Origin of the sequence: Actinoplanes siamensis, assembly GCF_016862395.1 — a bacterium.
GTDB classification, from domain to species: Bacteria; Actinomycetota; Actinomycetes; order Mycobacteriales; family Micromonosporaceae; genus Actinoplanes; species Actinoplanes siamensis.
In genome coordinates this window covers 39,688-63,473 of record NZ_BOMW01000017.1, presented here as the reverse complement: position 1 = coordinate 63,473, position 23,786 = coordinate 39,688, and the positions used below count along the sequence as shown (strand labels likewise).

Annotated in this window: 18 protein-coding genes; 8 read left to right on the top strand and 10 right to left on the bottom strand. The window is 71.4% G+C overall.

The window, feature by feature from the left end:
- Window positions 1-42 precede the first annotated feature (42 nt).
- Together Asi03nite_RS08660 and Asi03nite_RS08655 are read right to left on the bottom strand one after the other, a co-directional pair.
- Window positions 43-1,641, bottom strand: coding sequence for a xylulokinase (locus Asi03nite_RS08660; RefSeq protein ID WP_203677972.1), 1,599 nt, complete (start codon window positions 1,639-1,641; stop codon window positions 43-45).
- Entirely contained in the window at window positions 1,642-3,855 is a 2,214-nt protein-coding gene (locus Asi03nite_RS08655) for an aminotransferase class III-fold pyridoxal phosphate-dependent enzyme (RefSeq protein WP_203677970.1), read from the bottom strand.
- Window positions 3,856-3,980: 125 nt separating this feature from the next.
- On the opposite strand from Asi03nite_RS08655, the gene Asi03nite_RS08650 reads away from it, so the two are divergent.
- Window positions 3,981-5,162, top strand: coding sequence for a PucR family transcriptional regulator (locus Asi03nite_RS08650; protein ID WP_203677968.1), 1,182 nt, complete (start codon window positions 3,981-3,983; stop codon window positions 5,160-5,162).
- Window positions 5,163-5,370: 208 nt separating this feature from the next.
- Here Asi03nite_RS08650 and Asi03nite_RS08645 read toward each other — a convergent pair whose 3' ends face one another.
- The 6 genes from Asi03nite_RS08645 to Asi03nite_RS38450 form a co-directional block, all read right to left on the bottom strand.
- Window positions 5,371-6,132: a S1 family peptidase gene (locus tag Asi03nite_RS08645; RefSeq protein ID WP_239102547.1), complete on the bottom strand. Its 762-nt coding sequence runs from the start codon at window positions 6,130-6,132 to the stop codon at window positions 5,371-5,373.
- Between the two features lie 84 nt (window positions 6,133-6,216).
- A complete protein-coding gene (locus Asi03nite_RS08640; protein ID WP_203677956.1) occupies window positions 6,217-7,572 on the bottom strand; it encodes a glycoside hydrolase family 6 protein in 1,356 nt (451 codons plus the stop codon).
- Between the two features lie 219 nt (window positions 7,573-7,791).
- Window positions 7,792-8,451, bottom strand: coding sequence for a DUF6518 family protein (locus Asi03nite_RS08635; protein WP_239102546.1), 660 nt, complete (start codon window positions 8,449-8,451; stop codon window positions 7,792-7,794).
- Between the two features lie 219 nt (window positions 8,452-8,670).
- The gene (gene lexA / locus Asi03nite_RS08630; protein WP_203678074.1) at window positions 8,671-9,432 is read right to left on the bottom strand and encodes a transcriptional repressor LexA; all 762 of its coding nucleotides are present in this window, start codon (window positions 9,430-9,432) and stop codon (window positions 8,671-8,673) included.
- Entirely contained in the window at window positions 9,363-9,950 is a 588-nt protein-coding gene (locus tag Asi03nite_RS08625; protein WP_203677950.1) for a restriction endonuclease, read from the bottom strand. Before Asi03nite_RS08625 ends, lexA begins: the two co-directional genes overlap by 70 nt.
- A 215-nt stretch (window positions 9,951-10,165) precedes the next feature.
- Window positions 10,166-11,377, bottom strand: coding sequence for a chitosanase (locus Asi03nite_RS38450; RefSeq protein WP_203677949.1), 1,212 nt, complete (start codon window positions 11,375-11,377; stop codon window positions 10,166-10,168).
- A 179-nt stretch (window positions 11,378-11,556) separates the two neighbouring features.
- On the opposite strand from Asi03nite_RS38450, the gene Asi03nite_RS08615 reads away from it, so the two are divergent.
- Together Asi03nite_RS08615 and Asi03nite_RS08610 are read left to right on the top strand one after the other, a co-directional pair.
- Window positions 11,557-12,732, top strand: coding sequence for an ROK family transcriptional regulator (locus Asi03nite_RS08615; protein ID WP_203677947.1), 1,176 nt, complete (start codon window positions 11,557-11,559; stop codon window positions 12,730-12,732).
- Between the two features lie 450 nt (window positions 12,733-13,182).
- On the top strand, window positions 13,183-14,031 hold the full coding sequence (locus tag Asi03nite_RS08610; RefSeq protein ID WP_239102544.1) for a DUF4352 domain-containing protein: 849 nt from the start codon (window positions 13,183-13,185) through the stop codon (window positions 14,029-14,031).
- Window positions 14,032-14,264: 233 nt separating this feature from the next.
- On the opposite strand, the gene Asi03nite_RS08605 is transcribed toward Asi03nite_RS08610, so the two are convergent.
- On the bottom strand, window positions 14,265-15,257 hold the full coding sequence (locus Asi03nite_RS08605; RefSeq protein ID WP_239102543.1) for a LacI family DNA-binding transcriptional regulator: 993 nt from the start codon (window positions 15,255-15,257) through the stop codon (window positions 14,265-14,267).
- 286 nt (window positions 15,258-15,543) lie between these two features.
- Between Asi03nite_RS08605 and Asi03nite_RS08600 the strand changes: the two genes are divergently transcribed.
- The 5 genes from Asi03nite_RS08600 (at window position 15,544) to Asi03nite_RS08580 (ending at window position 23,094) form a co-directional block, all read left to right on the top strand.
- On the top strand, window positions 15,544-16,809 hold the full coding sequence (locus Asi03nite_RS08600) for an ABC transporter substrate-binding protein (RefSeq protein ID WP_203677943.1): 1,266 nt from the start codon (window positions 15,544-15,546) through the stop codon (window positions 16,807-16,809).
- A 66-nt stretch (window positions 16,810-16,875) separates the two neighbouring features.
- Window positions 16,876-17,808 (top strand): carbohydrate ABC transporter permease, encoded by a 933-nt coding sequence (locus Asi03nite_RS08595; protein ID WP_203677941.1) that lies wholly within the window; start codon window positions 16,876-16,878, stop codon window positions 17,806-17,808.
- Between the two features lie 6 nt (window positions 17,809-17,814).
- Entirely contained in the window at window positions 17,815-18,711 is an 897-nt protein-coding gene (locus Asi03nite_RS08590; protein WP_373872097.1) for a carbohydrate ABC transporter permease, read from the top strand.
- Entirely contained in the window at window positions 18,708-20,102 is a 1,395-nt protein-coding gene (locus tag Asi03nite_RS08585; protein WP_203677939.1) for a GH1 family beta-glucosidase, read from the top strand. The genes Asi03nite_RS08590 and Asi03nite_RS08585 overlap by 4 nt, the downstream gene beginning before the upstream one ends.
- Before the next feature lie 145 nt (window positions 20,103-20,247).
- Entirely contained in the window at window positions 20,248-23,094 is a 2,847-nt protein-coding gene (locus Asi03nite_RS08580; RefSeq protein WP_203677938.1) for a GH92 family glycosyl hydrolase, read from the top strand.
- 49 nt (window positions 23,095-23,143) lie between these two features.
- Here Asi03nite_RS08580 and Asi03nite_RS08575 read toward each other — a convergent pair whose 3' ends face one another.
- Entirely contained in the window at window positions 23,144-23,743 is a 600-nt protein-coding gene (locus Asi03nite_RS08575; RefSeq protein ID WP_203677922.1) for a hypothetical protein, read from the bottom strand.
- Window positions 23,744-23,786 lie beyond the last annotated feature (43 nt).

The window sequence follows — 23,786 nt, the reverse complement described above, 5'->3', positions numbered from 1 at the left end:
GCTGGGCCCTGGCCGGAGTCCCGCCGGCGCGCAGCCGGTGGATCAGGCGGGCCGGCGGCCGGCGTGCAGGCGCTTGTAGACCGGCGCCAGCTGTTTGTGCAGGCGGGTGTAGATCGCGTAGATGTCGTCGTAGGTGGCCCGGTCCGGCCCCGGCTCGAAGACGTGGTCGTTGCGAGCGAGGTCCGGGATGTCCGGGAAATCGATGAGACCCGCGCCGACCGCGCCGATCCAGCCGGCGCCGCGGGCGTTGACCAGGACCGGGTTGGCGTCGCGGCGGATCTCGACGCCCAGCACGTCGGCGAAGATCTGGCACCACGAGCGGGACCGGGCCGCCCCACCGGTGATCACCAGGGACGACACCGGCGCCCCGAGGAACCTGTCCACCGCGGCGGCCATCCACCGGGTGTTCAGCGCCACCCCCTCGAACACCGCCCGGAGCAGGTCCGACCGGCTCGTCTCCAGCGAGATGTTGAGGAAACCGGCGCGCAGGTGCGGGTTGTCGACAGGCGCCCGCTCCCCGTAGAGCCACGGCATGTAGAGCACCCCGTCCGCCCCGGCCGGAACCGACGGGATGATCGCGTCGAACGCGTCGAAGATCGTTCCCTCGTCGCGGCTGATCTGTCCCGCGCGGAGCAGCGGATCGTCGTACTCCACGATCTTGTCCCGCAGCCAGGTGAGATTCGCCCCGGCCGTGGCCTGCAACGCGGTCATCAGATACCGGTCCGGCAGCGCGCACGGGATCGAGGCGATCCCGCTGCCCACGTCTGTCTTCTTCGCGGCCACGTGCGCCGCGATCCACGACGACGTCCCCAGGTAGAGATGCGGCTCGTTGTCCCGCACGGTGCCCGCGCCGATCGCCGCCGCGGTGTTGTCGATCGCCCCGGCCACCACCCGCACCGACGCCGGAAGACCGAGGTGATCGGCGGCGTGGGAGACGAGCGTGCCGATCACCTCGGTGCACCTCACGATCGGCGGGAACTTGTCCGCGTCGATCCCGCTGGCCGCGACCAGCGACGGGGCGTACCGGACGCCCGTCGCCCTCCGGTTGTCGGTGACCCAGGAGGTGAGGATCGAGTCGACGGTCGCCACCGTGCGCCCGGTCAGCTTCAGGTTGATCCAGTCCAGGACGTTGAGGAAGGACTTGGTCCTGGCGTACACCTCGGGCATCTCGTCGCGCACCAGGAGCATGTGCGCGGCCGGATCCTTTCCGGTCACCGACGGCATCCCGCCGGTCAGCCACAACCACCGGGCGATCTTCCGGACCGAGATTCCCCGGTACGACGGGAATCCGCCGAACTGACGGCGCAGATGTGCCGCCCCGCGCATGTCGAGCCAGCTGATGCACCGGGTCAGCGGCTCGCCGTGCGCGTCCACCGCGATCGTGCCCTCGCCCTGTGCCGAGGAGCAGATCGTGCCCACCGCGCGCAGGTGCTCCGGGAAGCTCCGCCCGAGGTCCGCGACGACCTCGGCCAGGGCGTCCCACCAGGCGACCGGGTCCTGCTCGGCGCCGCCGCCGGGCAGCACGCGCAGCGGCACCGGTCGCTCGGCCCAGCCGGTGACCGTGCCGTCCGCCGCCACCAGGGCGGCCTTCATCCCGGAGGTGCCGAGGTCGATCGCGAGGACCTGGGGCGGCAGCGGCATCTACACTCCCTCGACCAGCGCGAACACCCGGTCGAAACGGGCCAGCGCGTCGTCGATGACCTCGTCGGTGTCGGCCATCGAGGTGTACATCCGGGAGCCGGCCAGCGTGATGACGCCGTGCGCCGCGTACGCCGCGCCCATCTGCTCCATCAGCGTCTTGCGCGCCTTGTTCTCCTTGAGCAGCTTGACCGGGTTGCGCATGTCCAGCAGCATCACGCCGCTGCACTCCAGATGCACGATCGACCCTTGGTTGTACGCCACGTAGGGCAGCCCGTACCTGTCGATCAGCCGCTGCAGCCCGCGGGTGAGCCGGTCCCCGGCCCGGCCGGCCAGCACCGGCGCGTTGGTGCGGGCCATCTCCTGGATCGCGAAGTACCCGGCCGCGCAGGACAGCGGGTTCGCCGAGAGCGTGCCGCCGACCTGGATGTGCGCGCCGCTCTTGCCGTCCAGCCCGGACCCGAACACGCTCATGACGTCGGCCCGCCCGCCGACCCCGCCGGCCATCGGGTAACCGCCCGAGACGGCCTTGCCGAAGACGGTCAGGTCCGGGGTCACACCGAAGTATCCGGCCGCGCCGCCCAGCCCGGTGCGGAAACCGGTCACCACCTCGTCGAAGATCAGCAGTGCGCCGAACTCGTCGCAGAGCCGGCGGACGGCCGCGTTGTACTCCTCCGGCACCGGGCGGGTGCCGGACTCCGGGCCGAACGGCTCGACCACGACCGCGGCGGTGCCGCCGCGCACCCGGTTCTCGATCAGCTTGCGTTTGAGGGTGCCCAGGTCGTGCGGGAACGTCTCACGGGTCCGGCCGGTGGCGCCCCACGGGATGCCCTTGGCGTTCATCCGGAACGTGCCGGGCACGCGCAGGCCGTACACCATGGTGTCGGACCAGCCGTGGTACGCGCCGCCCACCTTGATCACCATCTTCTTGCCGGTGTGCGCGCGGGCGGCCCGTACCGCCGCCATCACGGCCTCGGTGCCGGAGCCCAGCGACCGGTACATCTCGATGTGCGGCATGTACCTGTTGATGATCTCGGCGAGCTTCAGCTCGTACTCGTGGAAGAGGCCGGTGACCGGTCCGCTCTCCCTGATCACCGCGGCCACCCGCTCGTTGACCGGGCCGTAGTTGCTGCCCAGGATCGTCGGCCCGCCGGCCTGCAGGAAGTCGATGTAGACGTTGCCGTCCCGGTCGATCAGGTGCGCGCCCTCGGCCTTGTCGATCGCGAGCGGGAACGGGTAGTTGAACGCCAGGTTGTGCTGGACGCCGCCGGGGATCCGCTTCCTGGCCCGCTCGGTGATCTCCCTGCTGGCCGTGCACTTGGTCTCGAAGTAGTTCAGCACGTCCAGCAGGGCGTCGTGCCGCAGGCCGCGGACCGGCTGGGCGACCAGCGCCTTGAGCCGCCGCATGGTGTCCGGCACGTCGAGGTACTCGCTGATCATGTATCCCGGCTTCTCGCCGGAAACGATCTGCGGGACGTCGGCCACGCTGGGCGGTTCCTCGTCGTCCGGCACGCGGACCGGCTCGACCGCCTCGGTGATCTGCGCGGCGATCCGCTTCTCGTCCTTGCGCAGCTTGCCGAAGGCGATCTCGCGGATCGTGTCCGGGATCGTGTAGACCCTGCCGGCCTCTGACGTCAGCGCCAGCAGGTACGCGATCGACACCTTCTCCAGCAGCGCCATGTTGAACACCGCGCGGGACGGGTCGGTGCCGACCGCCACCACGCCGTGGTTGGCGATGATGAACGCGTTGTCCCCGCTCGCCACCTTCTTCTGCACCTTCCTGGCGAGCAAGCCGGTGCCGGACGGCGCGTAGTCCACGATCGCGACCTCTTTGCCGAGGAACCGGACCTGCTCGTCGGTGAGCGCCGGGATCGGCTTGCGCAGGAAGGCGAGGGCCGAGGCGTACGGCTGATGGGTGTGCACGATCGCGTTGACGTCCGGGCGCTCGCGGTAGATGTTCGCGTGCATCCCGCATTCGATCGACGGCACGAGCCCGCCGGCGCCGTCCGGGTCCGGCACGTGCCTGCCCTGGAAGTCGACGATGCAGACGTCCTCGACCCGCATCTTGTCGTAGTCGTAGTTGCTCGGGGTGACCGCGTACAACTCGTGGCCCGGGATGCGCACCGAGACGTTGCCCTCGGTCGCCTTCAGGTAGCCGCGGTCCAGCATCGTCCGGCACATGTCGACCACGTGCCGGCGGGACATCCGGTGTTTCACGAGCGGATCCGATCCTGTAGTCGGGTGTGACCGGGACCATCGTCACTCCGCGACGGCGCCGAGGCACCGTCCCGCAGCCAGCAATCTGCGGCGCTCCGGTTGTCACCGGGTGACAAAATCCGACGATGACGACCCCCTGGCAGCGGGTGCCGACCGACCTCGCGGCGGCGATGCGGCCGCGACTGCCGGCCACCGTCCCGGCGATCGCGGACGCGGTCGCCACGGCCAACCCGGCGTTCGCCGACACCGCCGGCGCCAAATTCGACCGCGACGTGCGTACGCCGGTGCAGGTCGCCCTGGAGCGGTTCCTCGATCTGGCCGGCACCGACGAGCCGGCCCTGCCGCCCCGGATCCGCGAGGTGTTCGTCGCGCTGGGCGCCGGCGAGGCCCGCGAGAACCGTGGCCCGGAGCTGCTGCTGGGCGCGTTGCGCACGGCCGCCCGCCTGCTGCTGCGGGCCGCCTCCCAGTCGCTTGCCGAGTCCCGCGCCGTCACCGTCGACGAGATCGTCGACCTTTCCGACGCGATCAGCGCCTTCGTCGACGAGCTCGCCTCGGCCTGCACCGATGGCCTGGCCCGCCAGTTGCGCGAGCAGGCCGGCGAGGGTGACCGCCGCCGCCGCCGGGTGGCCGACCTGCTGCTGCGCGGCGGCGCCCCGGCCGACGTGGCCCGCGAGGCGGTCGCCGCGATCGGCTGGCCGGCGCTGGACCGGGTGGTCCCGGTGCTGCTGCCGGCCGACCAGGCCCGCGACGCCCGATTCCGATTCGCTGCCGACGGCGTCGTCGCCGAGCGCGCCGGGGACGCTGTGCTGTTGCTGCGCGCCGGTCCGCGCGCGGACCGACCGGCGCTGGCCGAGGCCCTGGAGGGCCGGAACGCCGTGGCCGGCCCGGCCCTGCCGTGGAGCGAGGTCCCGGCGGCCGTCCGCCTCGCCGAACGCACCGCCGAACTGATCGGAACCGGACCTGACGCGGTGTTCGTCGAGGATCATTTCGCCGCGCTGGCCCTGCGCGGCGAGCCCGGCGCGCTGGCCGCGCTCTCCTCGCGTCGCCTCGCCCCGCTGGCCGGCCTGCGCCCCGGCCAGCGCGACCAACTGCTGGTCACCCTGGCGGCCTGGCTGCGCCACTGGGGTTCGCGCACCGCCGTCGCGGCCGAACTCTACGTCCACCCGCAGACCGTCAGCTACCGGCTCAACCGCCTCCGCGCGCTGCTCGGCCCGGCCCTCGACGATCCCACGGCCCGCCTCGAACTCCAGCTCGTCCTCACGCAGCTGGCAGTGAGAGGTCCCGCGGGGCCCGCGAGAAACCCTTGAGCGCCGGCCGGGAGCGCGAGCCCGGCGCCACCCGGACCACGTCACGGCATCGTGGGCGAGAACGACAGCGGCGCGGGCCGGCGGCCGGGGCGCCCGGCGCGGGCCGGGCGGCCGCGCCCCGGCCGTGCCGTCCCGTGACGCTTCCGCCGACGCCGCCGACCGGTCGCCTGGTCCACGGCGGAGGGCCCGGCCAGGGCCGCGGGTGGAGCTAGCCGATCGTCGAGCTGATCCAGCCGGCCAGGTTGTCGGTCCGGCCCGCGATCTCCACACTGGTGTGCGGACAGCCCGGGCCGTTGCTGACGACGCCCACCAGCACCGGGCCCTCGCCGGGCTTCTGGGTGAAGTACGGCGCGCCGGAGTCGTAGGGGCAGGGGGTGGTGTTCGGCTGCGGGGCGTACCCGTTCAGGCCGAGCTCCGAGGTGCTCACCGAGATCACCTTCAGCTGCCCGGTCATCAGCCGGGTCGACGGGACCGGGTTGGTGCTGGTCAGCGAACCGAACCCGGTGATCCGCAGGATCGTGCCGACCGCCGGCGGCTGGGTGCCGACCCGGAGCGGCGGAACGGCGCGGACCGGCCTCGCCAGCTTGGCGAGGGCGACGTCGGCGGTGGCGGACTGCTTGACCGCGACGATCTCGACCACCTGACCGCCGGTCTTGGTGAGGTCGGTGCGGCCGACGGTCGCGGTGGTCAGGTCGGCGACCGGGCGGTCCACCCGCACGCCGTTGACGTCCCGGAAGCAGTGGCCGGCGGTGATGATCCACAGGTAGGCGATCAGGGCGCCGGAGCAGGCGCTGTCCCGCTTGCCGCCGTCGGCCGTGGGGATGCCGGTCATGGTGAGTTTGACGGAGAAACGGTAGGAGCCGTCCGGCACTGGTTCGCCGTTGGCGACGGCGTTCGCCGGGGTGACCCCTCCGGCGAGCACGCTCAGAAGGGCCACGGCGGCGACGGCCCAGCGGATTCTGCCTCGCACAGTCGATTGTCCTTTCCGGACTCGGCAGCAAGCCACATCGACATTAATCGCTGGGTCCAACATGACGCGCGGCGGGGCGGGCCGCTACGCCGCGGTACAGGTCAACGTGGGTGTTCCGGCGCTGCCCGAGGCGGTCAGGCCGAACTCGGCGGAGCGGCCGGGCTCCAGTGACCCGTTCCAGGAGACGTTGCGAACCGTCGCGGTGGAGCCGCTGACGGTCAGCGTGCCGTTCCAGACCTGGTTGATCGACTGCCCGCCGGCGAGCGTCCAGGACACCACCCAGCCGCTGGTCGCCCGGCTTCCGGCGGTGACCTTGACGGTCGCCTGGAAGCCGCCCTGCCACTGGCTGGCCACGGTGAGGACCGCTGTGCAGCCGGCGCCCGCCGGGGTCGAGGGGCTGACGGACGCGGAGGGCGACGAGGAGGGCGTGGTGGACGGCGACGAGGGCGGTGTGGACGGCGGGTTGGGCGCGCTGCTGGCCAGGCTGTACGCCAGGTCCGGCTGGAACGACCCGGCCGCGTACCGGCACCCGTCGGCCTCGCCGGGCGGCTTCACCCAGAGATAGGCGTCGACGTCGGCGTCCCCGGTCGCGGTGGTCGGATAGGTCCCGATCCGCCGGTCGGTGTTGTCGTCGCCGCACCAGTCGCCGGACGCCCCGCCGTTGCGGCTGGTGTCGACGACCTGGTGCTTGCCGGTGACACCGCGCCCGTTCAGGACACCGATGATCGCCTTGCCGTAGTTCACCTCGGCCGAGGTGCCGTTGAAGTTGGAGACGTTGGTGTAGAAGCCGTCCGCGCTCGCGACGCCCGCCGCGATCAGCCGGGTGGCCTGCTCGGCGGCGCTGTTCCAGGTCGAGTGCCCGGCGTCCAGGTAGACCCGGGCGTTCGGGTTCGCCGCTTTCAGCGTCCGGGTGGCCGTGGCCAGGGCCTGGTCGCGGGCGGTCTTCTCGCTGGCGCTCAGACAGGTCTGCAGGGCTGTCGAGTCCGGTTCCAGGATCACGATCACGGTCCGGTTGCCGAGGCCGCCGGCCACCCCGTTGATCCAGGTCTGGTACTGGTTGAGGTCCGGCGCGCCGCCCGCGCTGGCGCCGCCGCAGTCGCGGTTGGGGATGGCGTACGCGGTGAGCACCGGGATCTGGCCGGCGGCGTTGGCGGCGGCGACGTACGACGACACCTCGGACCCGATCGTGGACAGGTTGAAGTTGCTGAGCCAGCGCGACGACGGCTGGCTGGCGATCCGGTCACGGATCACGGCGGCCCGTGAGTCGTTCGGGTTGGCGGCCACCCATCGGGCGGCGGCGGTGCCCGGGTCGCGGTAGAGCGTGCCGCTGATCGTGCCGGCCTCGGCGGTTCCGGTGGAGAGCAGGACGGCGCCGGCGGCCGCGGTGGCCGCCGTGGCCGTCGCGGCGACCCATCTGGCGCGGGGGGAGACAGGGGACATGGGCTTCCTTCCGAGGAGAAGGGCCTACTGGGAGCGCTCCCACCGTAACCAGGTAGTCATCGGTTAGCAATCAGCAAGAATCGATAAGATCTTCCAACCTCAGGTGACCTGCGGATTCAGCGACGCCGGGGGCACCGCCTTTCTCGGCGGGCGCCTGACGCGCGGCGATCAACAAGCACTTCCGCACGCCGGGACGGCTCGGACGCGGCCGTGCCCGCCTCAGCGGAACCCGGTGAGGTGCAGCAGGACGAACCCACCGAGGGTCAACGGCAGCGCCCAGAGCAGAACCAGGCCGCGGCGGGTCCAGGTGGGCGTGATCAGCAGGCTGATCCCGGCACCGAGCAGGATCAGGGTCGCGGCGTACGAGGTGAGTTCCGCCCCGGACCAGGACGGATCGCCGAGCCGGCGCAACTGGATCACCGCCTCGGCGAACAGCACCGCGCCAGGCAGCGCCCGCGCCGCGTCCCAGCGGTGGGCCAGCACTCCACCGGCCCCGAAGACCACTGCGGCGACGAGCCCGAGCCCCATCCAGATCACGGCGTTGGCGTCGAACATGTTCGCCGGGTCGTCGTTCTGGATCAGCGTCGCGGCCAGGTAGTACGCCGGGACGGCGACGATCAGCTGGACGGCCGCGGCGAGCACACCCCGCGGCAGGCGCCACCGGTTCGCGAAGGTCAGCAGGAACGCCGCGACCGCCCAGACCGCTATCGAGTTGCCGAGCCCGCCGAACGGGGCCGGCACATACTTGATCCATACGAAGTCCAGGAACCCCAGCAGCAGCCCGGACACCGGCGCCAGCACCGCGGCGCTCCGTCCCGCGCGGCGCCTTCCCGTGCCCTGGAGCGGAGCTGAACGCCGGGCACCCTCGTCGATCGTCATGGTGCCGATCGTAGGAACCCGGCCGGGGGCGCACATCCGACCATGGTCAGGGCCGTCCCGACGGCGTATCCGCCGAAAGGCCGACCCCGCGGGGTCACCCGCGCCGGCCCGGTGCGCCCGGCTGGCAGCCGGCGACGCCCTCCGGGCCGGACGACCACACCAGCGCCAGCCGCGGGTGCCGGGCCGGGGGTGGTTGTCGTGGTGCGGGCGGGAGGGCGGTCAGACCGAGCGCAGGACCGAGACGACCTTGCCGAGGATGGTGGCCCGGTCGCCGTCGATGTCGGCGTAGGCGGGGTTGCGCGGTTCCAGGATCACGTGACCACCGCGGCGGCGGAACACCTTCACCGTCGCCTCGTCGTCGATCATCGCCGCGACGATGTCGCCGTTGTAGGCCTCCGACTGCTGCTTGACAACGACGAGGTCGCCGTCGCAGATGGCCGCGTCGATCATCGAGTCGCCGCGGACGCGGAGCGCGAACAGGGTGCCCCGGCCGACCAGGTCGCGGGGGAGCGGCAGCACCTCGTCGCCGGTCTCCTCGGCGAGGATCGGCGTGCCGGCCGCGATGTCGCCGAGAACCGGGACGCCGATCGTGGCCGGTGCGTCGCGGAGCTGCTCGGCCGGCCGCAGGAACATCCGGACGTCGACCGGCCGGGTGGAGCGCCCGCGCCGCAGGAACCCGAGGTCCTCGAGGATTCGCAGGTGGCGCGCGACCGCCGAGGTGGAGGCCAGCCCGACGGCGTCGGCGATCTCCCGGGTGGACGGCGAGTATCCGTACCGCAGGGCCGAGTCGCGGATGACGGTGAGGATCCGGCGCTGCCGCTCGGTCAGGATCGAGGTGTCGAGTTCGTCATCCGCTGGCACCCGGTCATTTTCCCTGATCGTCACCGGCGCCGGTGATCCGGCCCGCCCGGTCAGCAGTCGAGGGATCGGGTGGAGAGCCAGCGGGCCAGCTCGGGGCGGTCGATGAGGGTGATCCGGCAGCGCAGGGCGACCTCGCGGGCCTGGGCCGTCGGCCGGCCGGTGGTGACCAGCAGCGCCACGTCGGCGCCGTGGATATCCCGGGCGGTGCCGGCGAACTTCTGGACGTGCGGGCTGCCGAGGCTGCCGGCGAGGCGTTTGCACTGGACGACGATCCGGCGGCCGTCCGGTGTGTACGCCAGGACGTCCGCCCCCAGGTCGCCGCTGCCGCCCACCACCCGGACCCCACGGAAGCCGCTGGCCCTCATCAGCCGTGCGGTGAAGTGCTCGAACTGTGTCCCCGACATGCCGTCGGTGACCGCCACCTCGCGTTCGTGCTCGGCGATCCGCCGCCGCTCGCCGTGCCACGCCCAGAGTCCGGCCGCGGTGGCGGCGAGTAGTCCGCAGGCGATCAGCGTGGCCGCCACCGGGTGTGCCCGGGCCTGTTCCACCAGCACCGTCAGCAGCGCGAGGAGTCCCAGTCCGCCGAGGACGGTGAGCAGCCCGTCGTTCCGGCGGCGGCGTTTCCGGCGAGTGACCACATCTGCACGGTAGGCGATGGGTACGACAGGATCTCTCGCCTGGACTTGCAGCGTGTCCGCAGCCCTGACCGGCGGGAGGCCCGCCGTCGCGCCATCCTCCGACCCGGGCCGGCGCGTTCCGTGCCGATTTCGCCGACCGGCCGGGCCGCGCGCTGTCGGTGGTCCGGGCGAGCCGGCGAGCCGCCCGGACCACGGGTCCGGGCGGCCGTGAGCGCTCAGCCGATGTGGTACGAGTCGCCGTAGACCTTGAAGTCCAGCGGCGTGTTCAGGTCGAAGTTGCCGTTGTTCAGGAACACCCGCTGGGCGGTGTCGATCCGGGTCACGTCGGAGTGCGCCTCCTCCTTCTTCATCTCCACCACCCGCTCGTCGAGGAAGGCGGTGAGCCAGGCGCGCTCGTCGCCGCCCTGGGCCGGCGGCCTGGCCTTGGCCAGGGCGCGGCTGCGGATCGCCCGCATGCCCTCGTAGCCGTGCACCACCGCGGCGTCGTAGTAGGCGAACTGGCCGAGCGCCCGGACCCCGTCGGACTTGCCGTCCCGGACCGACGGGGTGAAGTACACCCGGTCCCGCTCGGACTCCTGCGCGGCCTGGAACACCGGGTCCGCCGCGGCGGTCTTCCAGTCCCTGGTGAAGTTCGGGTCGAGGCCGGCGTGCGAGTCGGTGCCGTTCACCGCGCGCAGCGCCGGCAGGTACTTGGCCAGCACGTTCGACGGCTTGGTAGCGGTGTACGCCTCGACCAGCTCGAGCATGTCGCCGGTGCCCGAACAGAAGCCGATGATGCCGGCCGTGTAGCCGCGGCCGTCGCCGATGTCCTCGATGTAGGAGAACTGCGCCCGCCAGTTCAGCGAGGAGTTCTCGGCCGCCGAGACGATCTGCATGGCGACGTCCTTCTTCGCCGGGTCGTCCAGGTTCTTGCCGGCCGGGGCGGTGGTCGGCGCGGACGTCGGGGTGGAGCCGCCGGGCAGTGTCCAGGTCTGGTTCGCGCCGCCGGCGCAGGTCCAGATCTGCAGCCGGGCCCCGTTGGCGGTGCTCCGGTCGGTGACGTCGAGGCACCTGCCGGATCCGGAGTTGATCAGCGTGCCGTTGCTGAACGTCCACTTCTGCGCGCCGGTGGCGTTGCAGTCGTACAGCTGGATCTTGGCGCCGTTGGTCGTCGCCGCGGCCGTGACGTCCAGGCATCTGCCCAGCGCCCGGATGCTCTGGTCGGGGTTGCCCACGGTCCACTGCTGGGCCGCGCTGCCGTTGCAGTCGTAGAGCTGGATCGCGGTTCCGTTGGTGCTGGTGGCGCCGGCGATGTCAATGCACTTGCCGCCCAGGCCCTTGATCGGGCCGGCCGTGGCGGCGCTGGCCGGAAGCAGCCCGAGGACCACTGCCGCGCCCGGGACGACCAGGCCCAGTGCGGCGTAGGCCACTGTCCTCACGCGAATCATGGCGCTCCTGTCGATAGGGGGGTGACGGGGATGGCGCGCGTTGGGGACGGACTCTACGACTGTTAAGTAGCTTTATCAATGCCGGCCTATCCTGGAGTGGCGACTCTTGACACCGGATCGATCCCGGCCTGAGGATGGGATAACTGTTAAATACTTTGCCTATCCCGACGGGGGCCCCGTTGACACGTTTGGCCGGCTCGTCCAAGCTGCTCCGCGCCATGAACGAGAGCGCGGCGCTCGCACACCTGCTCGACCCGGGCAGACTCACGCGGGCCGATCTGCGCAAGCTCACGGCGTTGTCGACGCCGACGATCTCCGAGGTGCTCCGGCGGCTGACCGAGGCTGGCCTGATCACCGTGGTGGGGCACGCCAGCGGACGCCCCGGGCCGAACGCCGAGATCTACTCGGCGAACCCGGAGGCGGCGTACGCGGTAGCCGTCTCGGTCCGCGACATCGGCACCAGCCGGACACCGTCGGTCGCCGCCGCGCTCTGCGACCTGACCGGCGCGGTACGGGCCCGTTTCGAGTCCCGCGTCGACTTCCTCGCCGCCGACCCGGTCACCGCGCTCACCGAGGTGGTCGCCCAGCTCGCCGAGCAGGCCGGGGTCCCGGCCGGTCGGATCCGGCACGTGCACCTGGGCGTGCCCGGTTCGTACGACCCGAAGACCGAGACCATCCGCCTCGTCGAGGTCCCCGGCTTCGCCCGTCCCGGCCTGGTCCCGGCGATCGCCGCGGCCCTGGGCACCGAGGTCGGCGCCGACAACGACGTGAACCTGGCCGCCGTCGCCGAGCGCAGGCGCGGCACCGGCCGGGACGCGGAGAACTTCGCGCTGCTCTGGATCGGCCAGGACGGCCTCGGCCTGGCCATCGACATCAACGGGACGCTGCTGCGCGGCACCCGCGGGGGCGCCGGCGAGATCGGCTACATGCCGCTCTGCTCACCCGACTCCAGCCACCGCAAGCTCGACCTGCAGGACCTCTTCGGCGGAGCCGCGATCCTGGAGCTGGCCCGGGACAACGGGATCACCGGCGACACCCCGGCCGCGGTGGTCGCCGCCGCGGCGGCCGGTGGCTGTGCCGACTTCCTGGCCACCCTGGGCGACCGGATCGCTGTCGGCGTGGCCGCGGTCACCGCGGTCCTCGATCCCTATCTCGTGGTGCTCGCCGGCCCGGTCGCCCAGGCCGGCGGCGACGCCCTGCTCACCGCCGTGACCGGCGCCTTCCGGCGGGCCGCCCCGTTGGAGGCCTCGATCGCGGTGACCACCCTGGACGACGACGCGGTCCTGCTCGGCGCTCTCGACGCCGGTCTGGCCGCGGTCCGGGAAGCCCTCATCACCGCGATCCGCGACAACTAGAGACGCGACCCGCGAAGGAGCGCAGGGTCGTCGACGCCGGCGCCGAGGTCTCCGGGACCGCCGGGCTCCGCACGCGACCGTGAACGTGCCCTCCGCGCCGCCGGTCGCCGGCGCCGGCCTGCCCGCCCTGGACGCCGGGCCGGCGCTCGCCCAAGGGCTCTCCGGCTCGCCCCTGATCGAGATGTGACCGGAACGCATCCGTCACCCGCCCGCTCCCCGGAGGCGTCGAACGGACCGCGGCCCCGGCCCGTTCAGTAGATCTTGGGTGCCCGTGTCGGTGCAGGCTGGTGACCGTCCGGAGTTGACGGATTGCTCACCCGGCGTGCATTCCGGTCCGTTGCGCGGAAGGTGTCGGGAGTCGGGATCGGATTGGCTGAGGGTGCGGTCGGGCGTGGGGACGGGGGCCCGCCGCGACGAGGCCCGCTTCCCTGTCCGTGGAGACACCCACCCTTGACCGACCAGCCCATGCACCCCGGATCGGGCCAGTCCCCGGTCCCGCCCTTCGGCTCGCCCACCGCTCCCGGCGGCCAGCCCGGCCCCGCGGCCTACCCGCCGCCCGGCGCTCCCGCCGGTTACCCGCAACCCGTAGCGCCCGGCTTCCCGCCTGCTCCGGGCCAGCCGGCCTTCGGTGCTCCTCCCGGCTATCCGCCTGCTCCGGGACAGCCCGCGTTCGGTGCTCCTCCCGGCTTCCCGCCGGCCGTGCCGCCGAAAAAGAAGAAATGGCCGTGGTTCGCCGCCGGCGGCGGTGTTCTCGCCCTGCTTGCCTGCATCGGCGCGTTCTCCGGCGGCGACACCACCGAGACCGCCGCCACCGGCAATGACGAGGCCGTGGTCGCCGAGGCCGCCGACAAGCCGGCCGAGAGCAAGGCCGCCGGACCCGCCGCCACGAAGGCCCCGGCCAAGCCGGGCATCGGCGACCCGGTCCGGGACGGCAAGCTGGAGTTCACGATCACGAAGATGAGCTGCGGCAAGACCACCGTCGGGTCGGAGTACCTGAACAAGAAGGCGCAAGGCCAGTTCTGCCTGATCAGCTTGACGGTCAAGAACATCGGCAAGGAGGCGCAGACGTTCGCCGGCTCGGTGCAGAAGGCGTATGACGCCAAGGGCACCGAGTTCTCGAACGACACGGCCGCCGAGATCTACGCGAACGCCGATGCCCAGACCTTCCTCAACGACATCAACCCGGGCAACGCGGTGACCGGCAACCTGATCTTCGACGTTCCGAAGTCGACCAAGCTGACCCGGATCGAGCTGCACGACTCGTTCTTCTCCGGCGGCGTCGAAGTCCAGTTGAAGTAGTGCGCCGATCCCGAGGCTGCCACCCGTGTCGGCCTGGGGGTCCGCTATCAGAACGATGGGCTTCGAGATCGCGGCGCCGCGGGCCGGAGCGACCTCACCGTCAACAGCTCCTCCCTGAACCACAACCGAGCCGCTGGTCGTTCTTTTCCGGACCCCGCGTGTGTACGGCCGCGCCGCGGCCGTACACACGCGGGGTCCGGCCTGGTCGGTCGGCCTGGCCGACGGGCGCGGGATCAGGCCGATCCGCGGACGATCAGCGTCGTCGGCAGCGCCGTGGGCTCGGGGGTCACGGTGCCCTGCAGCATGGCCACCATCGCCTCCGCGGCCGCCGTGCCGATCCCGGTCTTGTCCTGTGCCACGGTGGTCAGCCCGGGTGGGATCAGCGCCGCCACCTCGATGTCGTCGAAGCCGACGATCGCGATGTCCTCCGGCACCCGCAGACCGGCCTCGTGCAGCGCCCGCATGGCGCCGACAGCCATCTCGTCGCCGGCGGCGAACACGGCCGTCGGCCGGGGATCGCGGGCGAGCAGTCGCCGCATCGCGGTGTGCCCGCTGTCCAGATACCAGTCGCCGGCGACGACGTCGGCGTCGTCCAGCGACCGGCCGGCGTCGGCGAGCACCGCCCGGAAGCCGGCCAGCCGTTCCGCAGCCGGCCAGGTGTCCGGCGGGCCGGTGATGGTGGCGATCCGCCGGTGACCGCGATCGATCAGGTGGGCCGCGGCCAGCCGGCCGCCGCCCCGGTTGTCCGAGGTCACGTAGGTGCAGGTGGGGCCGGTGAACCGCAGGTCGAGGGCGACGCACGGCACTCCGGCGTCGGCGAGGGCGAGCACGGCCGGATCCCGGCTGCCGTTGTCGATGATGACCACGCCGTCGACGTTGTGGCGTTGCACCGCCCGCAGGAAGCGTTGCCGGCCGGCCGGCCCGGCGGACTGGTCCGGGGCGAGCATCAGCAGGTGCAGTCCCTGCGCGCTGAGCGCGCTCTTCAGCGCGACGAGGATGTCCTGCAGGAACGGGTGCCGCCAGCCGGGGCGGCGGTGGTCGGTGTCCCACACCAGGCCGACCATGTTGGACTTCTTCGTGGCGAGGGTGCGGGCCGACTCGTTCGGCAGGTAGCCGATCTCGGCGGCCATGTCGAGAACGAGCTGGCGGGTCTGCTGGCTGACGACCTCCGGTGTGTTGAAGACCCGGGAGACGGTGGCGACGGAGACGCCGCACCGATGTGCCAATTCCCTGATGCTGGACACTGCACCGCCCCTATGTAACCGGTTTCAAGACCGTAACAGCGACGTGTCGCGCGGGTCAATCCCGTCGATCTCGTTACATCTCTGTGACTTGACACCCGGCCCATCGATGTAGGCAAACTCTTGGCTCAAAGGGCGCACCCGCTCCGCGTGATCTTCCGGCCGCACCCCGCCGGTTCTCGAGTACCTCAGCTCGCTTCGCGATTTTGCCGTGTCGATCGTGTAACCGGTTTCATGAAACCGGTTACACGTGCCGAAAGGACTGAATGACATGCTCTTGTCCCGAATGGTGCGCACCGTCGCGGCGGCCACGGCCGCCGCGGTGATGCTGACCGCCTGCGGCTCCGGCGGCGGTTCCGGCAGCGACGGCGGTGACATCACCCTCAACGTCAACCTGTTCGGCAACTTCGGCTACAAGGAGCTCTACAAGGAGTACGAACAGGCCCACCCGAACGTCAAGATCGCCGAGCACACCGCGGCGTACAACGACCATCACCGCGACCTCGCCACCCACCTGGCCACCGGGACCGGCGCCGGCGACATCGAGGGGGTCGACACCGGCTTCATCGCCCAGATGCGCGAGGTCGGCAAGCAGTTCACCGACCTGGGCACCGACCGCGCGTCGCAGTACCTGCCCTGGAAGTGGCAGGCGTCGCTGACCAAGGACGGCAAGCAGATCGGGTACGGCACCGACGTCGGCGGCCTGGCCATCTGCTACCGGCGCGACCTTTTCCAGCAGGCCGGCCTGCCCGCCGACCGGGACGCGGTCTCCGCGCAGTGGGCGGCCGGCTGGGACAAGTACATCGAGGTCGGCAAGAAGTACGCGGAGAAGGCGCCGAAGGGCACCGCGTTCTTCGACGGCGGCGGCGCGCTCTACAACGCGATCATCGGGCAGGCGCCGCAGGGCTTCTACAGCGAGGACAACACCATCGTCGTCGGCACCAACCCCGAGGTCCGCAAGGCCTGGAACCTGGTGGTGCAGGCCATCCAGGCCAACCTGTCGGCCAAGCTGATCGAGAGCTCGCCGGAGTGGAACAACGGTTTCGCCAAGGGCCAGTTCGCCACGATCGCCTGCCCGGCCTGGATGATGACCAAGATCAAGGATCAGGCCAAGAGCTTCAGCGGCAAGTGGGACGTGGCGGCCGTGCCCGGTGGCGGTGGCAACTGGGGCGGCTCATACCTGACCGTCCCGAAGCAGGGCAAGCACGTCGAGGAGGCGAAGAAGCTCGCCGCCTGGCTGACCGCCCCGGAGCAGCAGGCCCGGATCTTCACCTCGCAGGGCCTGCTGCCGTCGATCCCGGCGCTCTACGACAAGCCCGAGATCGCCGCGTACAAGGATCCGTTCTTCAACAACGCGCCGGTCGGCACGATCTTCACCACCGCCGCGAAGGAGCTCAAGCCGCAGTACCAGGGCCCGCGCACCGGTGACATCCAGACCACCATCCGCGACGGGCTCGTCCGGATCGAGCAGGGCAAGCAGACCTCCGAGCAGTCCTGGCAGCAGACCGTCAGCGACGTCGAGCGTCTGAAGAAGTAAGCCAACCTCGCACGGCCGGCGGTCCTTGGGGGGACCGCCGGCCACTCCGGTGACGAAGGACCGACGATGGCCATCCCACAACTGACCGCCCCGCGAGCCCGGCTCAGCCGGCTCGACACGTTAGGCTCGCCCTACCTCTACATCCTGCCGTTCTTCCTGCTCTTCGGGGCGTTCGGGCTGTTCCCGCTGATCTACACCGGGTACGTCTCGTTCAACGACTGGAACCTGCTGGACGCCGGCGAGCACCAGTGGGTGGGCCTGGCGAACTACCGCGAGCTGCTGCACGACCCGTACTTCTGGAACGCGCTCGGCAACACGCTGAGCATCTGGGTGCTGTCCACGGTGCCCCAGTTGCTCGCCGCGCTCTGGATCGCGCACCTGCTCAACCATCGGCTCCGGGCGCGCACCAGCCTGCGGATGGGCGTGCTGCTGCCGAACATCACCTCCATCGTGGCGGTGACCATCGTGTTCACCCAGATGTTCGGCCGCGACTTCGGCATGATCAACTGGCTGCTCGGGCTGGCCGGCGCCGGGCCGGTCGACTGGCAGGCCAACACCTGGAGCTCGCACCTGGCCATCTCGGTCATCGTGGCGTGGCGCTGGACCGGCTACAACGCGCTCATCTACCTCGCCTCCATGCAGGCCATCCCGCACGACCTGTACGAGGCCGCGGAACTCGACGGCGCGTCGACCGGCCAGCAGTTCTGGCGGATCACCGTCCCGCAGCTGCGGCCGACGATCATCTTCACCGCTGTCATCTCCACGATCGGCGGCCTGCAGATCATGGCCGAGCCGCTGCTGTTCGCCGGCAGCTCGACGCCCACCGGCGGCTCCGACCGGCAGTTCCAGACCGCCGCGCTGTTCATGTACGAGCAGGGCTTCCGGGAGTTCCGGTTCGGCTACGCCTCCGCGATCGCCTGGACGCTGTGCCTGGTCATCGCCGTCTTCGCGATCGCCAACTTCCTGCTGACCCGGCGCATCGCCAACGACGAGGAGTGAGCCGCCGTGACCGTTCTCGCCAGCCCACCGTCGGCCCGCACCGAGACGCCGGCATCGCACCGCCCGGCCCGCCGCCGCAGCTTCGGCTACCCGCGCCGGGCGTCGGTCTGGACGTACGGCGCCCTGCTCGCGGTCGTCGCCGGATCGGTCTTCCCGCTCTACTGGTCGTTCGTCGTGTCGTCGCAGACCAGCGAGGCCGTCGCCCAGGTGCCCCCGGTCCTGATCCCGGGCGGCCACCTGTTCGACAACATCGCACGGGTCTTCGACAGCACCGACTTCGCCCAGGCGCTGCTCAACTCGTTCCTGGTCAGCGGATCGGTCACGATCTCCGTGGTGTTCTTCTCCACGCTGGCCGGGTTCGCCTTCGCCAAGCTGCGCTTCCGCGGCCGTAAGGCGCTGCTCGCGCTCGCCGTCGCCACCTCGGTGGTCCCGCAGCAGCTCGGCATCATCCCGCTCTATCTGCTGATGTCCAGGCTGGGCTGGACCGACCACCTGGCCGCGGTGATCGTCCCCGGCCTGGTCACCGCGTTCGGCGTGTTCTTCATGACCCAGTACCTGGGCCGCGCGGTGCCGGAGGAACTGCTGGAGGCCGGCCGGATGGACGGGTGCAGCACGTTCGGCCTGTACTGGCACGTCGTCCTGCCGGCCGCCCGCCCCGCCGCGGCGGTGCTCGGCCTGTTCACCTTCATGCAGGCGTGGAACGACTTCTTCTGGCCGCTGGTGGTGCTGCAGAACAACGCCACGGTCCAGGTCGCGCTCTCCTCGCTCGCCAGTGGCTACACCACCGACTACACCCTCACGCTGACCGGCACCCTGCTGTCCACGCTCCCGATCCTGGTGATCTTCATGGTGCTCGGCCGGCAGATCGTCGGCGGCATCATGCAAGGAGCGATCAAGGGATGACCACGCCTTCCGAACTGCCAGCGATGCCGGCCGGCTTCGTCTGGGGCGCTGCCACGGCGGCCTACCAGATCGAGGGCGCGGTGGCCGAGGACGGCCGCGGCGACTCGATCTGGGACACGTTCTGCCGCCGGCCGGGCGCCGTCGCCGACGGGGCCTCGGGCGCGGTGGCCTGCGACAGCTACCACCGCTGGCGCGACGACCTGCGACTGCTGGACTCGCTGGGCGTGGACGCCTACCGCTTCTCGGTCGCCTGGCCGCGGGTCATGCCGGCCGGCTCGGGCCCGGTGAACCGGCGCGGCCTGGACTACTACGACAGGCTCGTGGACGGGCTGTGCGAGCGGGGCATCCGGCCGTTCGTCACGCTCTACCACTGGGATCTGCCGCAGGCCATGGAGGACGCGGGCGGCTGGCGGTCGCGGGACACCGCGGAGCGCTTCGCCGACTACGCCGCGGTGGTCGCCGGGCGGCTCGGCGACCGGGTGCGGGACTGGATCACGCTGAACGAGCCCTACGTGTCGTCGATCGTGGGTTACGCCGAGGGCCGGCACGCGCCCGGCGTCAGGGAGGGGCACGGCGCGCTCGCTGCCGCCCATCACCTGCTGGTCGGGCACGGCCGGGCGGTGACCGCGCTGCGGGCGGTGTCGCCGGGGGCGCGGGTCGGCATCACGCTCAACCTGTCCCCGGCCGTGCCGGCGACCGGCTCGGCGGCGGACCGGGCGGCCGCGGACCGGATGGACCTGATGCTCAACCGGCAGTTCACCGACCCGGTGCTGGGCGGCGCGTACCCGGACGGGTTCGAGCGGCTCTACGCCGGGGTGAGCGACCTGTCCTTCCGGCGTGACGGCGACCTGAAGCTGATCGGGGCGCCGCTGGACTTCCTCGGCGTCAACTACTACTACCGGATCCACGCCGCGGCCGCGCCGTACGAGCAGCCCGATCCGGCCCTGCGCAGCGCCTGCGACATCGGGGTGCGGTCGGTGACCCGCGAGGGGGTGCCGGTCACCGATCTGGGCTGGCCGATCGAGCCGCGCGGCCTCTACGACACGCTGACCGGGCTGGCCGGGCGCTACCCGGATCTGCCGCCGGTCTACGTGACCGAGAACGGCGTGGCCGAGTTGCGCGAGGACATCGGGGCGGACCCGGAGCGCATCCGGTTCATCGCCGGACACCTGGCGGCCGCGGCGCGGGCCGCCGCGGACGCGCCGGTCGACCTGCGCGGGTACTTCTACTGGTCGCTGCTGGACAACTTCGAGTGGGCGCGCGGGTACGGCCCGCGCTTCGGACTGGTACACGTGGACTACCCGACCGGGACGCGCACCCCGCGGGCGAGTTACCACTGGTTGCGCGAGCAGCTGGCCGGTCGTACCGCCGATCAGTTCCTGACCTCCTGAGGGCAGGCGCGAGCCGGGCCGTCCCGTGCGGACGGCCCGGCCCGCGCCTGTTCCGGAACCGCCGGGCACTGTTGACACATAGAACATCGTCGAACAAAGCTGTCTCTCACCAGTGATCTGACATCGATGTCATTGTGGAGGCCGCGTGTTCGGATCCCGTACTGCCGCCGTGCTCCTCGGGGTTGTCCTCACCGTTCCGATTGGCGCCGTCGCAGCTCAGGCGGCGTCTCCACCACTCGTCAAGGATCCGGCCGGGTACGTCGATCCGTTCATCGGCACGACGAACCTCGGCAACACCTACCCGGGCGCGGTCACCCCGTTCGGCATGCTCGCGTGGAGCCCGCAGACCTCCCGCGGCAATCAGATCTCCACCCCGGCGCCCGGCGGCTACCAGTACACCGCGACCCGGATCCGCGGCTTCAGCCTCACCCACCTCAGCGGCGTCGGCTGCTCCGGCGCCAATGGCGACATCCCGGTCCTGCCGCAGGTCGGCGACATCACCGCCTCGCCCACCGCGGACGCCGCCGACGCCGTGTTCGCCAGCACGTTCACGCACGCCAACGAGGCGGCGCGGCCCGGCTACTACGCGGTGCGGCTGGACAGCGGGGCCGGCGCCGAGCTGACCGCCACCCCGCGCACCGGGTTCGGCCGGTTCACCTTCCCCGCGGACAAGACGGCCAGCCTGCTCTTCCGTACCTCCCTGTCGGAGACCGGAAGCGAAGCCGCGACGGTGCACCTGGACCCGGCCACCCGCACGGTCACCGGCTCGGTCAGCGCCGGCAACTTCTGCGGCCCGCAGAGCACGAACAACAGCCACGCGTACTACACGCTGCACTTCGTCGCCCAGCTCGACCAGCCGTTCGCGGCCACCGGCACGTGGAAGGACGCCATGCTCACCCCGGGCGGCACCGACGAGACCGGCGGCAGCGGGTACAGCGCCGCCGGCCGGCCCAACGCGGGCCGGGGATCCGGCGGGTACGTGACCTTCGCCCCCGGCACGACGAGCGTCGGCATGCGCGTCGCCATCTCCTACGTGAGCCTGGCGGGCGCCCGCGCCAACCTGGCCACCGAGAGCGGCCGGGGCGGCTTCGGCGACATCGCGGCCAGGGCGCGGGCCGCGTGGACCACCCGGCTCACGAGGATCGCGATCGGCGGCGGCACCGAGGCGCAGCGCCGCACGTTCTACACCGCGCTCTACCACGCACAGCTCGAACCCACCCTGACCAGCGACGTCAACGGGAAGTACATGGGCGCCGACGGCGCCGTGCACGCGGTCCGCGGCCGGCAGCGGGCGCAGTACGGCACGTTCTCCGGCTGGGACGTCTACCGCGCGCAGGTACAGCTGCTGGCGCTGCTCGACCCCGGGATGGCCAGCGACTTCGCCCAGTCGCTCCACAACTATGCCGGCCAGCGCGACGGCGAATGGGACCGCTGGCTGCTGCAGCACGGCAAGACCGCGGTGATGTCCGGCGATCCGTCGGCCGCGGCCATCGCCGGCATGCATGCCTTCGGCGCGCGGGACTTCGACGTCAGGGGCGCATTCGATTCCCTGGTACGGGCCGCTACCGTGCCCACCGGAAACGACCTGAGCGACGCCGGCTGCAACGTCGAGTGCGTCGGCCAGCGACCGGCTCTCGACAAGTACCTGGAGCTGGGCTACGTGCCGGCCGACAACTGCCACTGCTGGGGCGGCGCCGCGGAGACCCTGGAGGACGCGGCCGCCGACTACGGTCTGTCCCGGCTCGCCAAGGCGCTCGGTGACCGGGCGAACGAGAAGAGGTTCCTGGACCGCTCGCACAATTGGCGCAACGTCTTCGACCCGGCGGCCAAGGCCGACCCGGGCCTGGAGCACAACGTCCGGGAACAGATCACGGCGATCACCGCGAGCGGCGAGAACGGGCCGTCCGAGGGCAAGGCGCAGGCGTTCGACGGCGACAAGGGCACGAAGTGGCTCACCTTCGCCGCCACCGGCTGGATCCAGGCGCGGCTCGAACAGCCGCGGACGGTCACCGGCTACGCGCTGACCTCGGGCAACGACGTGCCGGGCCGGGACCCGAAGAACTGGGAGCTGCTGGGCAGCGCCGACGGCGCCGACTGGGAGGTGGTCGACGCGCAGACCGGGCAGACGTTCACCCGGCGCGGGCAGACGCGTGAGTTCGCGGTGGCGTCGCCCAAGCCGTACCTCTACTACCGGCTGAACGTCACCGCCAACGGCGGCGAGCCGATCGTGCAGCTCGGCGAGCTGGAACTGGCAGACCCGGCGGTGGCCACCCCGGCGCCGCCGGACGGGCCGTTCGTGGGCTGGATGCGGGACCGGTACGCCGACGGAGCCTGGGCGCCCGGCTTCAGCCCGTCCACCGGCACCGGCTTCGTCGAGGGCAGCAGCGCCCAGTACACCTGGATGGTCTACTCCGACGTGCTGGGACTGGCCCAGGCGATGGGCGGCACCGCGAAGGCGGCCGAGCGGCTGGACGCGTTCTTCCGCAAGCCGGACGGCTCGTTCGACCTGAGCGCGACGAGCAGCACGAGGTTCGACGCGACGAACGAGCCGGACATCCAGACGCCGTACCTCTACAACTACTTCGGCCAGGCGTACAAGACCCAGGAGACGGTACGGGCGATCGTCGACGGCAAGTGGAGCGACGGCACCGGCGGCATCCCCGGCAACGACGACGCCGGCACGATGAGCGCCTGGTACGTCTTCTCCGCGCTGGGCCTCTACCCGACCGTGCCGACCCGGGCCGAACTGTCGCTGACCACGCCGCTGTTCCCGCGGGCGGTGGTGCACCTGGCCGGCGGGCGCTCGCTGACGATCGACGCGCCCGGTGACGGCGTCTACGTCACGGGCCTGCGGCTCGACGGCCGGTCCCGGAGCCAGGCCTGGCTGCCGGCGTCGGCGATCCGCACCGGCGGGCACCTGATCTACACCCGGTCGGCCGCGCCCAGCCTGACCTGGGGTTCCGGTCCCAGGGACGTACCACCGCAGAATTAGATCGCCGCCGGCCGGCCCGGGGAATCCCCCGGGCCGGCCGGATGCGGGATCAGCAGGGCACGATGCTCGACACCGGGCTCCAGCCGACACCGGACAGCTGCTGAGCGTACGCACCCGGCATGCGCCACGTGCTCCCGTCCGTGAACGTCAGCAGCGGCCTGGTGCCCGGGGTCTGGTTGTTCACCCAGGAACCCGTGGTGAACCACGGGATGTACCAGGTCACCCCGCAGTCGTACATGTGGATGTCGGAGCCGTTCTGGTACTCGTACTCGTACGCGCAGAACCACTTGTACGCGCAGTAGGTCCCCGCGATGCCGCGCGGGTGCGCCTCGCCGGGCACGGCGACGTGGATGTCGGCGCCCTTGAGCGCGATCGTGTTGAAGCTGACCTGCCGGGCCGCCTTGCCGTACTTGGCCAGGTACAGGTTGACCTCGCCCTGCAGGGCGCGCGCCTGGCCGGCGTCCAGGCCGGCGGCCCGGCCCTCGGCGGCGAACCTCGCCGAGGCGACCTTCGCCGGCCGGGACTTGGCGGTGTCCACCTTGACGCCGGCGGTGTCGGCCGCCGAGGCCGGGGTGCCGAACATCAGCGTGGCGGTGAGGGTCAGCACGGCGAACACCGCTGACGTCAGGCGGTTTGACGGTGATCTCATCAGGATCCCTTCCAGGTGATGGCTGTGGGTCCTGTGTAGATGT